We start from the raw sequence: 11167 nt of genomic DNA, 5'->3' as shown, positions 1-11167 counted from the left end.
GGCGGGGACCACCGGGGTGTCCTGCGGGTCCGGCGGTGACTCCAGACAGCTGTGATCCGGGTTGGCGGGGGCCCGGGCCAGCGTCGCGACCTGGGTGGCGAGCGGATCGTCGGCGGGGAGGTGCTGCCGGCAGAGCTCCCGGGCCAGGGCCAGGTTGTCGTGCGCCTCGGCGAACTGCCCGCAGTCGCGCTGCATCGCGCCGAGCCGTGCCAGCATCTTGATGCCGCTGGGGTGGCCGTCGCCGTAGACCTCGCGGTGCAGCTCCCAGGCGTCCTGCAGGCGGTCCCGCGCGGTCCGGCACTGCCCGCGGGCGTACTCGACGGTGGCCAGATCGGCGTGGGCGGCGAGCACCCGCAGCGACTCCGGCCCGTCCTGCGCGGTCAGCTCGATGATCACATCCTGGTAGAGCCGGGCGGCCCGTGCGTGGCTGCCCACCCGGTGCAGCACCGCGGCCAGGGTGGCGGCGGCGGCCACCGTACGCGGGTCGGAGCGGCCGTGCAGCCGGGTGTGCGCGGCGTACGCGAACGCGGCCCAGCCCCGGGCGGAGTGCGGTTCGCCGAGGGCGACCAGCACCCGCGCCTGCAGGCTCGCCGCCTCGGCCAGTTCGGTGGTGGCGTTCGCGGGGCGCGGGTCGGCGTCGCTCAGCGCGTCGGAGAGCAGCCGTTGGGCGCCGGCCAGGTCGCCGGTGGACACCAGGTGGTGCGCCTGGTCAGTGAGGTCGCCGAAGCCGGAGGGCACGCCCCATCGTGCTCATCCGACGACGGTAAGTACAAGACCCGCGCCGGTGTGGATGCGTCAGGATCCGGTCAGGTGGGCGGCGATCGTCTCGCTGATCCGGCGCAGCTGGTCCAGCTGGGCGGGGGAGAGGACGTCGAAGACGTGCCGGCGTACGTCCTCGACGTGGCCGGGCGCGGCGGCCGCGAGCGTCGCGAAGCCGGCGTCGGTGAGGTGCGCGTTCTGGCCTCGCCGGTCGGTGGGGCAGTCCTCGCGGCGCACCCAGCCGGCGGCCTCCAGGCGGGCGACGGCGTGTGAGAGGCGGCTGCGCGACGAGCCGGTCAGCTCGGCCAGTTCGCTCATCCGCATCCGGCGCTCCGGCGCCTCGGAGAGGCGGACCAGGATCTCGTAGTAGGCGTGCGGCATGCCCGCGTCCCGTTGCAGCTTGCGGTCGAGGGCGTCCATCACGCCGCGGGAGGCGGCGAGGAAGGCTCGCCACGTCTCTTGCTCGTCCTGGTTCAACCACCGCGTCATGACAACCATCATAACTCAGTTAGTTGAACGCTCAACTAAATCGGGCTACCGTGGAGGCATGGGAATCCACCGGCTCAACCACGCGGTCCTCTACGTCAGTGACCTCGCCCGCAGCGTCGCCTTCTACCGCGACGTGCTGGGCTTCCGTCCCGTCGAGATGACCCCGGACGGCTTCCGCGGCGCCGCCTTCCTCCAGGCGCCCGACTCCACCAACGACCACGACCTCGGCCTCTTCGAGGTCGGCGCCGCCGCCGGCCGGTCCACCGCCGGCCGCGGCACCGTCGGCCTCTACCACCTGGCCTGGGAGGTCGACACCCTCGACGAGCTCGCGGCCACCGCCGAACGCCTCGCCGCGGCCGGCGCGCTGGTCGGCACCTCCGACCACGGCACCACCAAGAGCCTCTACGGGCAGGACCCGGACGGGCTGGAGTTCGAGGTGGTCTGGCTCATCCCGGCCGACCTGCTCGACGAGGCGGCGCTCTCGGCCCGGAAGCGGATCGGCCGCCTCGACCTCGACCGCGAGCGGCAGCGCTACGGCGGCCAGACCCGCGGCGGGGTGGGCATCTCCGTGCCCGCCTGACCGGCGGGTGCGGTAGAACGTCAGGATGCCGAGCGAACCGACCACCAACGCCCTGCGCGAACTGCTCGTCCACCAGCTGGAGAGCTGGCTGCCGGCGGCCCGGCACCGTTCCCGGCGGGCCACCGTGGCCCTGGCGTACGCCCACCGCGACGTCGACTCCGCCGAGGCGGCGTTGCGGCTCGTCGCCGGTCAGGCCGACCGGCTGCCCGGGTTCCGGCTCACCGTGCTGGTGCTCGCCGACGCGGCGGCGGACCTGCCGGCCCGGCTCGGCCCGATCGAAGCCGGTCTGCCGGCCGACGTCGCCGTCCACGTGGTGCCGGGCGACCCGAGCCGGCTGCCGGTCGCGCTGAAGGCGGCCGGCGCCGCCGGTGCCCCGCTCTTCTCCTTCGTGGACGCGGGCACCGGCGCGGCCGGGGCGCCCGACGCCGCGGTGCTGCGGGCGGCGGCCGGCGGCCGGCCCGCCGAGGTCCTGCTCCGCGCCGGCCGCGCCGCCCGCGCCGCGCTGGACGCGGTGGGCTTCCCGCTGGTGACCCAGGTGGACCTCGCCGCCGCCGACGGGCCGGCGGAGTCGATCACCTTCGGCACCGGATCGGACCGGAGCCTGGAGGCGTTCAAGGAGGCGCTCTGGGCCGCCGCCGACCTGGCCGCGGTACGCCTCGGCGACCCGGCCGGGCCGCCGTGGGACGTCGCCGGCGAACCCGAACTCGACCCGCTCGGCCGGGAACTCGTCGCCGAGCTGGCCCGGGGCGGCCCGCGTACCGTCACCGAGCTGCGCCGGCACGCCCTGCTCGCCACCGTCCACCGCTCGTCGGACGCGCTGCGGGCGCTCACCGACCTGCTCGCGGCGGGCGCGGTCACCCGCGACCCGGCCGAGGGTCGGCTCGGCGGCGACGTGATCATCAGCCCTTCGGCCGGAGCATCTGCCTGATCAGCACCGACCCAGGGGCTCCTGCTGGTCTGCGTGCTCAAGGGCCATCGGTGAGGACCCCGACACCGAAGACCATCTGCGGGCGGACGAAGGCACGGCCGAACTGCCCCGGCGCGCTCAGGTCGCCGTAGCCGCTCGTGGTCAGGGTGGCGAGAGCGAAGTAGAGCGCATCGACCGCCGCCCTCCGGCCGGTTCCGGGGAAAACGGCCCCGACGGCGCAGCGGGGCGCCGGCGTCCCCGCCGGCGCCCCGCCCGTCCTCACCCGGTCAGCGCCGGGACTTGTCCTGCTTCCAGGAGAGCGGACCGGGAAGGTCGACCCGGTGCGCCCGGGCCCGGGAGTTCCAGGACCACCGGCCGATCTTGACGCTCCACGAGGAGAAGCCGTTCTCGGTGAAGTTGAGGATCAGCGGTCCGATCTTCTGCCGCTTACGGAACATCACACCCATCGCCCGGGCTCCCTTCCCCGCCGTACCTGCCGTCGGCGTTGAGGATGCCCGCAACGGCGGTTCGGGAAACGCCCACCGGTCCACGATGGAGCGAACGGTCTCCGTCCGTGGCGCCGGCTCAGCGCAGCGGGTGGGAGGGCTGCGGACGGGCGCGGCTCGGCTCGGCGGCCGTACGCGGACGGACGGCCCGCTCCGGCAGGGGCTGCTCGCGGGCGGCTCGGAACGCGCCGGGGCTCTGCCCCGTCTCGCGGGTGAAGAACCGGCCGAAGTTCGTCGGCTCGGTGAAGCCGAGCCCGCGGCCGATCCGCGCGATGGGTTCGTCGGTCGCCGCGAGCAACCGGCTGGCCTGCAGCGCCACCCGCTCGTCGATCACCTGCTTGGCGCTGCGCCCGGTCACCGCCAGGCAGGCGCGGGTGAGCGTACGCACCGAGCAGCCCAGCCGCGCCGCGTAGTCCTCGACGCGGCGAGTGTGCCGGTAGGCGCGTTCGACCTCCCGGCAGAGGCGACGGAAGGTGACCTCCTCGGGGCGGGGCGTCGACCGGGCGTCGCCGGCCAGGGTGAGCCGGAGCAGCAGCACGGCGAGCTGGTGACGCAGCAGCCCACGCGCGGCGGGGATCGCCCGGTGCCGGACGGAGTCCACGGCGAGCTGGCTCACCTCGGTGATCACCGCATCCTCGTCCTCACCGGCGAGCTGCCACCAGGTCGGTACGGCGTCCGGGTCGACGTCGAGCCCCCGCAGGGCGCCGGCGTCCCACCGCACCACTGTGGCGTCGAGCTGCGGGCAGGGGCAGCGCAGGACCTGTCCGGCGCGCACCCGCAGCAGGGTGCCGGGGCGGCAGGGGAGTGGTTCGAAATCCAGTTCGACGTCGCCGTGCCCGCCCGTGGCCAGCACCAGCAGGTCCCGGTCGACAAGCACCGGTCGACGCCAGCCCGGATCACCGGCCAGGCCGGCCAACGCGAGGGTGTCGATCTCGGTGCCGAGGGTGAGACTCGTGGCGACCGTTGCCGGGGGGTACTGACCGGAGAAGACCATCGCAACCGACGTTAGCCCGCGTCGCAGGTAGTCGCACCCCTCGCCCCACCACGGCCTCCGTCGCGGCGGGCCGGCTCCGCCCGAATCGAGTGGACCCACGGCGGCACGGTCTTGTCCCGGTCCGCCGGGCCGGGCTACGTTACCCGGCGGTAGTGCCGGTGGGCGGCGACGCCAGCGCCGCGGCATCACCCGACGGCCGTCGCCGGGCGGGTCGACCGGCCACTCGCGAGGGGATGGGCATGACGGAGCTGTTCTCGGTCGAAGGCAAGACGGTCCTGGTCACCGGCGGATCCCGGGGTATCGGTCTGATGATCGCCCAGGGCTTCGTCCGGGCCGGTGCACACGTGATCATCTCGTCGCGGAAGGCGGACGTCTGCGCCGCCGTCGCCGAGAAGCTCTCGGCCGAGGGGCGCTGCGAGGCGATCCCCGCCGACCTCTCCACCGACGCGGGCGCCGAAGGGCTCGCCGCCACGGTCCGGCAGCGGTACGACCGGCTCGACGTCCTGGTCAACAACGCAGGCGCGACCTGGGGCGCGCCGCTGGAGGCGTACCCGGTGAGCGCGTTCGACAAGCTCTGGGCGGTGAACGTCAAGGCGGTGTTCCGGCTCACCAACGCGCTGCTGCCGGCGCTGCGCGCCGCGGCCGGCGCGGACGACCCGGCCCGCGTGATCAACATCGGCTCGATCGACGGCATCCGGGTGCCGTCGATGGAGGTGTACGCCTACTCGGCGACGAAGGCGGCCGTGCACATGCTCACCCGCAGCCTCGCCCACCAGCTCGCCGGCGAGCAGATCACCGTCAACGCGATCGCGCCCGGCCCGTTCGAGAGCAAGATGATGGCGTTCGCGCTCGACGATCCGGCGTCCCGGGCCGCCATCGAGCAGCAGGTGCCGCTCGGGAGGATCGGGCGTCCGGAGGACATGGCCGGCACGGCCATCTACCTCTCGTCACGGGCCGGGGCATACCTCACCGGAGCGGTCATTCCGGTCGACGGGGGCATCACCACCCACGGCTGAGCGCCGGACCTGACCCCGGGGGGAGTGGGCGGTCGGCGTACACCTGGGCGTGCCGGAGCCGCGCGGACTCGGCAGATCCGCGCGGCCCCTGTGGCCGAAGATGGCCGGTGTTACCCGGTGTTACGGTCAGCGGCCGGCGAGCAGCCGGTTCACCGCTGTGTCGACGTCCAGGTGCTCGGCCTCCCGGCCGCGCGGGACGACGACGTACGTCCGCCGCAGGAAGCGCACCAGGACGCTCCTCGGCACCTCGAAGAGAGCGTTGCCGTCGGGTGACGACAGCGCGAGCGCGACGAAGTCGCCGCGCGGAGTGGCCCACGGCCACACCCGGACGTCCCCGATCCCGGCCGGCTCGTCGAGCCCGGTGACCAGCAGTTCGCGGGCGAAGGACCAGCTCACCGCCTCGCCTCCGGCCGACTCGGCATGGAACAGGACATGGACCGCATACGGGTCAGCAGGGTCGTAACGCAAGCTGGCACGCACCGGCAAGGCGGTGGCGTCAGGCGCGACGAGCCTTAGCGACGTCTCGACCTCTACGGTCGTCGGTCGGATGACACTCATGGACGTTCTCCCCCCGGCACCGCTGCGGAACGCGCGTGTCCCGCTTTTCCCATACTCAGGTGCTACTCCTGGCTACGCTCCGCCATACGCTGACTTCACCCAGTGGTGGGAAGGGGTTCGGAAAGGCCTCCTGAATGTGAAAATTCATGTAGGATTTCCGGTTCTGCCCAGTGCCCGGTCCCGCTCGGCATCGGGTGGCTCAGTCGTCGACTTACTCCGGTAACGTCCAGTCGTCGGAAGGGGTGACGGTCCCGAGCGACACTAGGGGGTGAAATGGTCACGAACCGATCCTCAGTGGATCCGATCGCGGCGCCTCACCCGCCGAAAGTCGCGGTCCGAGGAGCCAAAAAGCGGGGGTATGCGGTGCCGATGGATCAGCACGACCGGACCGGTCGGCCGGACTCCGGTGAAGGGACGCCGGAGCCCGGTGCGGGCGCCGTCGCCCTCGCCGATCAGCAGCGGCCCCGCTGGCGCAGACGCGCCTCGATCACCCTCGAACTCATCCGCGCCAATCCCACCGGCCGGATCACCCTCAAGATCTTCATCACGATCGCGGGCGCGCTCGTGGTCACCGTCGGTATCGCCCTCATCCCGCTGCCCGGGCCGGGCTGGCTGCTGGTGATCGCCGGCCTCGGCATCTGGGCCGTCGAGTACCACTGGGCCCGAAGGCTGCTCGCCTTCACCCGCCGGCACGTGCACGGCTGGACCAGATGGGTGACACGACAATCACTCGGCGTGCGCTTCCTGCTCGGCCTGGTCGGCCTCGTCTTCGTGGCGGTGGTGCTCTGGCTGTCCCTGAAGTACAGCCTCGGCATCGACGTGATCGCCCGCGTCATGCACTACCTCGCCACGAACTGACCCCGGATTCGCGGACGGGGCCGCGGATCAGGTACAGTCATCCGCGCTGAGGGCGATTAGCTCAGCGGGAGAGCGCTTCGTTCACACCGAAGAGGTCACTGGTTCGATCCCAGTATCGCCCACGCAGGTCAAAGGCCATTCCCGGTCATCGGGGATGGCCTTTTTGGCGCCCGTACAGCAGCCCGATCGTTGAGCGAGGGAATCGCCGAGGCGTCTGTGCGCGTCACGGGCGCCGTGGACGAGACGTGGGTGTAGACATCTTCCGCGCCGCAGCCCCACCAAGGCCGGCGGTGAGTCGGCGAGCCTTGTTGGTTGCCTGGGGGTCAAGGAGTCGGATCATCTGAAGCGCATCGCCCGTAGCGAAAGCTGCTCAGGCTGGATGGTCGCAAAGGAACGACTGCGCCGCTGTCTTCATGGCCGCTACCGCTGCCCTTCGAGAGGCCGGCGAGCTCACGCAAGCTCGGATAGTCAACGCCTCGGGTCAGAGCGTCAGCAGCCGCCATCGGCAGGTCGTCGCCGACCGGCTCGTCCACCGCCAGCCGGATGGCAAGGCCGCGCACCTGCTCCATGCCGATGAGGCTGGGCGGTGCGCGGATCTGTCAACGACGGTGAGCAGGCTCGGGGACCCGGGCACTCAACGAGTTGCGTTGGTTTGTCGCGCCGCCTGCCGCGATCGCCTGAGCCGACCCAGGTCGACACCATAGGCAAGCGCGATGGCGAAGGTCAGAGCCCCACCGGCCCGAGCGGCCAGCCAGAACCAACTGCCTCGCAGGTCGAGGCCGCGGCCGCTGGCGAGGACGGGATCGTGCGGCGGCGGAAAGAGTCGGTGGAATGCGGGACCGCCGAAGAGAAAGATCGCCCCGGACGCGACGATGCCGCCGACCACGAGGAGCCGCAGGGACCGTTTGCCGAAGCCTCGCTGCCGGATCAGATTGGCGACCAGGCTCACGCCGATCGGCCCGCCGAGGACCAGAGCCCCGCAACCGATGACCATCTCCGTTCCGTACGTCACGGGCCGATGCTACGTCCGTTTCTGACCGTATCCGGAGGCAGACTCCAGGATGGCCGGCGAGGCACGCCGCGTGACTTCGGCACTGCCCGATCAGGGGGACTCTCAGGCGGACCGGGCGACCGAATCTTTCAACTGAGAGGTCAGGGCGCGCCGAGTAGCAAGCCAGCGGTCGTGGTCGGACGATGACGGACCGAGACCACGTCGGGCATGAGGACCGGGCGGTGGACAGGCGCCACGGGGCCGACTCGTAATGCATAGGTTGCTCGTTCCGTCTCCGTCCGTGCAGCGGTCAAACGACCGCTGACATCCGCGACTGACATCAACGGAGTCGGCTGCCGGGCGGACAGGCGGTCAACCTGGACGTCGCAGACAGCGTTGGACGCCGCGACCGTCGCGGGAGCAGCTGCATGGCGACTCGCGAATGGAGGTCGAGGTTCCCGTCTCGGCCACGTACCCGGGAGATCGGAGCGCTGGTCCGACCCAGCCCCTGACGCTGGCTGCCACTGGGGCGTGTGGCGGCTTGGTCGGCACCATGTGGTGGCCTTTCGACCAGACCGGCAGCATTCCCTCAGTGGTGCTGATCTTGGTGGTGACCATGGTGATCGGTCCACCTTTCTGGTCCCAGGTATGCCACAACGCCCACCCCTGGGGCCGTGCCTCAACGCCCAGCCGCTCGCAGATGTCGATGTACTCCTGCTCGCTCAGGACGGTCGAGGGACGAACCAGGAGGGCCCCGGCCAGGCCGACAAGCGGGGCGCCCGGGTCGACGCAGCCGTCGTCCTCGAAGTGGTGATGACGCAGCTGGCGGGCCAGCGCGTTGACGGCACGCTGCAGGGGCGTGCGTCATCTGGATCGGGATCAAAGGTCAGCCAGCCCTCGTCCAAGGCTCGGTCGGCAACGTCAGTGGCAAGGAGTCCGATCTGGCGGAGGTACTCCGCCTCGGTGGGGTCGATGTCCGGCACCAGCACACCCTGTCAGGCAGGCTTGCGGCCGTTCTTTCAATTGCGGGCGCAGGCGCAGTGTCACGCACGTCCTGACACCGATCTGTCCCGGAGTCTTGAGGCCGGACAGTCGGGCCACTGCCGGTCGGGTCTCAGGAGATCGGTGACGAACAGTCTCGGGACCTGCGTGGCAGGTCCGGCTGACCTGCCCTGAGGGTCTGTGCCGGTGCTTGGCAGGCTGGCGGCGTGTCTGCTGAGTTGCATGGGGACTACTTCTGGATGCTCGACCTCGTTGCCACGGACCAGGTTGTGCGACGCCGGGCGCTTGCTCGTCATCAGGCGTTGGTTGCGGCTGAGGGCGAGGCGCTGCACCGATGGAACGGGCTGTGGGCCGTGGAGCGAACAGAAACGCCGACCCAGCCCCGGCTCGTCGCCGAGATGGACCAGGCCAGTGCCGACCAGCTCTGGCATCACAAACGGACGATCCATGGGCCTGTTCGTGCGTTCCTGGACTCGGCCCCCGACGATGACGTTACGGAGGCGTTGTGGGCACCTTTTGCGGTGCTGTATCTGCGGTGGGAAGCGGACTATCCGACCGAGTGGGGAGCGCCTGAGTCGCGGATGTGGTCCCCGTGGGCAACCAAGGAGATGCTTCTCCTACGGTTCGAGCGCGGCGGTCTTCCGGAAGGTGTTCGGCCTGAGATAGCTGAGTTGATTCTCTCAGCGCTGGGGCGGCCCTATCGGTGCAAAGACTGGATGTACGCCCGGCTGGTTCGACACCTTGACCCGTCGTTCCTCGACAGGGTCGCCGCGCTGACTGCGGCGGACGACCCGTTGGTCCGGCTTCGGGCGCAGTTCGTCCTCCATGCTGCCGAAAGCCGCGAGCGGCGGATCACACGTGCCAGCTGGCAGCGTTGGCTGAGCGCCAGCGGATGAGTCAGCGTCTTCGACTCCACCGTGCGGACGGCAAGGGCCGACACCGATCCATCACGCAAGTCCCGAGACCGGACAGCCGGCAGCCCTGTCTAGTCCCACCAGGGGATTGACGAATCCGTCTCAGCACATGCACGACACTCGGCCTTGGTTCCTCGGTCGTTCTGGCCAGAGTTGGTGACGACTGAGTTCCTTCCCGTGCACTCAAACTCGGGCAGAGAACGAACCATCGCCGCCAAGACGCCGTGCGGGAGGGAGAGGTCGCGCAGCTCGCTGAATCGGACCCATGCGATGTCGTCATGCTCGTCGGGTGCACGGTTGGTGGGAGAGCCAACCCAGTCTTCAATATGCCAGACGCCCACGTGAACGGCGTCCGCACCACTGCCGTCATGCAGGACGCCCAACCGTGAAGCGGACTCCGTCGCAATCTGAACACCGAGTTCCTCGTGCATCTCGCGCGCGAGGGCCTGTAGTTCCGACTCACCCACTTCGACCTGCCCCCCGGGAAGATCCCAGACATCTGGGTACGCCCGTTTGGTTGGTCTGCGGTGTACGAGCAGGACCGTGTCGTTCTCGACGAGTGCGCCTGTGACGACGACATGCATGGCGGGATTAGAGCACGGGGATAGGACAAGCTGTCCCAGCTGAAGGGGACGCCCGGACACGTCCGAATCTCCCGTGATCCGATCGCTACGAGGGGGCGCGGCAGCGCGGCGCCGGAGGTTCGGCCTGGCCGCGATGGGTGCGCGTGTCGCGGAGCGTGAAGGCCTCGGCGACGCCCTCTGAGGATCATGTCGGGCAGTAGAGCAAACATGCGACGACGGCCGCACCATGCCGTCGGCGCAGCACGGCGGTGATCGGCATGCGGGGAGCCTAGAGCTCGGACACGCCCGTTCGCCGACCTCGATCACTGGGAGCAGTGGAGATTCCCCGCGCTGCGCAGTTCGACCACACTCAACTCCACCGGCACTCGGCGGAGTTTCACTCATCAAGTGAGGCCACCGTGTAACGACCCAACCTGAGTCGGACGGTTGAGACTCCGGTGTCTAGTAACACCACGTGCTTGACGAATCCGTCCCACCATGGCTGGCAGTTGGTCTGGATCCGTCAGGGTCAGGACGGCTCGCGCAGCGGATGGTTGCCGCGCCAAGGCGTCCTCATTTGGTGCGGTGCCCCGGGCGGCTAGGAGTCCGCCGTTGCGAATCGGAAGGAAGGGCTGTTGGGCGACGGTGAGTACGACAACCCGTCGGTGGCGGTGAAGTCCCGGAGCCGAGCAAGCGCTGACTCAGCCGAGGTTGTGTCACTCAGGTACACCCGGATGCCGCCGAAGCGTAACCACGCATCGGCGGTGACAGGGTCCATGCCCAGGCCGTCCAGGTCGCCTGTCAGCGTGGCGCGGGCATGAATCCATGGGCCTTTTTCATCCTGCGTAGCGGTTGGCTTCGACGTGGTGCAGAACGAGGATGGCCTGCACGATCGGAGTCGCACGCCGTGGGCAGCAGCGCAGCTTGTTCAGGATCTTCCAGGTCTTGAGGGTGGCGATCGCCCGTTCGCCGCGGGCGCGGATTTTCGCGTGGGCGCGGTTCACGGCCTTCTGCCGGCGTGAGAGCTTCG

At 70.3% G+C, this 11167-nt stretch carries 15 protein-coding genes and 1 tRNA gene; 6 read left to right on the top strand and 10 right to left on the bottom strand.

Features of this window, described 5'->3' with window-relative positions; genetic code table 11:
• Positions 1–738 (bottom strand): tetratricopeptide repeat protein (locus E1211_RS26010; protein WP_132351839.1); only part of this gene is annotated, 738 nt, incomplete at its 3' end.
• A 57-nt stretch (positions 739–795) separates the two neighbouring features.
• Positions 796–1257: a MarR family winged helix-turn-helix transcriptional regulator gene (locus E1211_RS26005; RefSeq protein ID WP_132351837.1), complete on the bottom strand. Its 462-nt coding sequence runs from the start codon at positions 1255–1257 to the stop codon at positions 796–798.
• 49 nt (positions 1258–1306) lie between these two features.
• On the opposite strand from E1211_RS26005, the gene E1211_RS26000 reads away from it, so the two are divergent.
• Together E1211_RS26000 and E1211_RS25995 are read left to right on the top strand one after the other, a co-directional pair.
• Entirely contained in the window at positions 1307–1828 is a 522-nt protein-coding gene (locus E1211_RS26000; protein ID WP_132351835.1) for a VOC family protein, read from the top strand.
• Positions 1829–1853: 25 nt separating this feature from the next.
• The gene (locus E1211_RS25995; protein WP_132351833.1) at positions 1854–2756 is read left to right on the top strand and encodes a hypothetical protein; all 903 of its coding nucleotides are present in this window, start codon (positions 1854–1856) and stop codon (positions 2754–2756) included.
• Between the two features lie 37 nt (positions 2757–2793).
• Here E1211_RS25995 and E1211_RS25990 read toward each other — a convergent pair whose 3' ends face one another.
• The 3 genes from E1211_RS25990 to E1211_RS25980 form a co-directional block, all read right to left on the bottom strand.
• Positions 2794–3018, bottom strand: a complete 225-nt coding sequence (locus E1211_RS25990; RefSeq protein ID WP_132351831.1) for a potassium channel family protein — start codon at positions 3016–3018, stop codon at positions 2794–2796.
• Between the two features lie 4 nt (positions 3019–3022).
• Entirely contained in the window at positions 3023–3202 is a 180-nt protein-coding gene (locus E1211_RS25985; RefSeq protein WP_076471474.1) for a DUF4236 domain-containing protein, read from the bottom strand.
• A gap of 118 nt (positions 3203–3320) precedes the next feature.
• Entirely contained in the window at positions 3321–4235 is a 915-nt protein-coding gene (locus tag E1211_RS25980) for an AraC family transcriptional regulator (RefSeq protein ID WP_132351829.1), read from the bottom strand.
• A 239-nt stretch (positions 4236–4474) separates the two neighbouring features.
• Here E1211_RS25980 and E1211_RS25975 point away from each other — a divergent pair, with 239 nt between their 5' ends.
• The gene (locus E1211_RS25975) at positions 4475–5251 is read left to right on the top strand and encodes an SDR family oxidoreductase (RefSeq protein ID WP_132351827.1); all 777 of its coding nucleotides are present in this window, start codon (positions 4475–4477) and stop codon (positions 5249–5251) included.
• Between the two features lie 126 nt (positions 5252–5377).
• On the opposite strand, the gene E1211_RS25970 is transcribed toward E1211_RS25975, so the two are convergent.
• Positions 5378–5809 (bottom strand): SsgA family sporulation/cell division regulator, encoded by a 432-nt coding sequence (locus E1211_RS25970; protein ID WP_007457244.1) that lies wholly within the window; start codon positions 5807–5809, stop codon positions 5378–5380.
• Between the two features lie 273 nt (positions 5810–6082).
• On the opposite strand from E1211_RS25970, the gene E1211_RS25965 reads away from it, so the two are divergent.
• Together E1211_RS25965 and E1211_RS25960 are read left to right on the top strand one after the other, a co-directional pair.
• Entirely contained in the window at positions 6083–6667 is a 585-nt protein-coding gene (locus E1211_RS25965) for a TIGR02611 family protein (RefSeq protein ID WP_132351825.1), read from the top strand.
• 50 nt (positions 6668–6717) lie between these two features.
• A tRNA-Val gene (locus E1211_RS25960) sits at positions 6718–6789 on the top strand.
• A 201-nt stretch (positions 6790–6990) separates the two neighbouring features.
• On the opposite strand, the gene E1211_RS25955 is transcribed toward E1211_RS25960, so the two are convergent.
• Both E1211_RS25955 and E1211_RS25950 read right to left on the bottom strand, forming a co-directional pair.
• Positions 6991–7236 carry a hypothetical protein gene (locus E1211_RS25955; protein WP_132351823.1) on the bottom strand — a complete coding sequence of 82 codons (246 nt, stop codon included), beginning with the start codon at positions 7234–7236 and terminating at the stop codon, positions 6991–6993.
• A 65-nt stretch (positions 7237–7301) separates the two neighbouring features.
• A complete protein-coding gene (locus E1211_RS25950) occupies positions 7302–7679 on the bottom strand; it encodes a hypothetical protein (protein WP_132351821.1) in 378 nt (125 codons plus the stop codon).
• A 1187-nt stretch (positions 7680–8866) separates the two neighbouring features.
• Here E1211_RS25950 and E1211_RS25945 point away from each other — a divergent pair.
• Positions 8867–9556 carry a hypothetical protein gene (locus E1211_RS25945; RefSeq protein ID WP_243709700.1) on the top strand — a complete coding sequence of 230 codons (690 nt, stop codon included), beginning with the start codon at positions 8867–8869 and terminating at the stop codon, positions 9554–9556.
• Positions 9557–9645: 89 nt separating this feature from the next.
• Here the strand turns inward: E1211_RS25945 and E1211_RS25940 are convergent, their stop codons facing one another.
• Both E1211_RS25940 and E1211_RS25935 read right to left on the bottom strand, forming a co-directional pair.
• The gene (locus E1211_RS25940) at positions 9646–10158 is read right to left on the bottom strand and encodes an NUDIX domain-containing protein (RefSeq protein ID WP_132351819.1); all 513 of its coding nucleotides are present in this window, start codon (positions 10156–10158) and stop codon (positions 9646–9648) included.
• Positions 10159–10973: 815 nt separating this feature from the next.
• A partial coding sequence (locus E1211_RS25935; RefSeq protein WP_165947264.1) for a transposase family protein occupies positions 10974–11167 on the bottom strand: 194 nt, incomplete at its 5' end.

The sequence above is a fragment of the Micromonospora sp. 15K316 genome, assembly GCF_004348525.1.
In the GTDB taxonomy this organism is placed as follows: domain Bacteria; phylum Actinomycetota; class Actinomycetes; order Mycobacteriales; family Micromonosporaceae; genus Micromonospora.
This window is presented reverse-complemented; position numbering and strand designations above follow the sequence as displayed.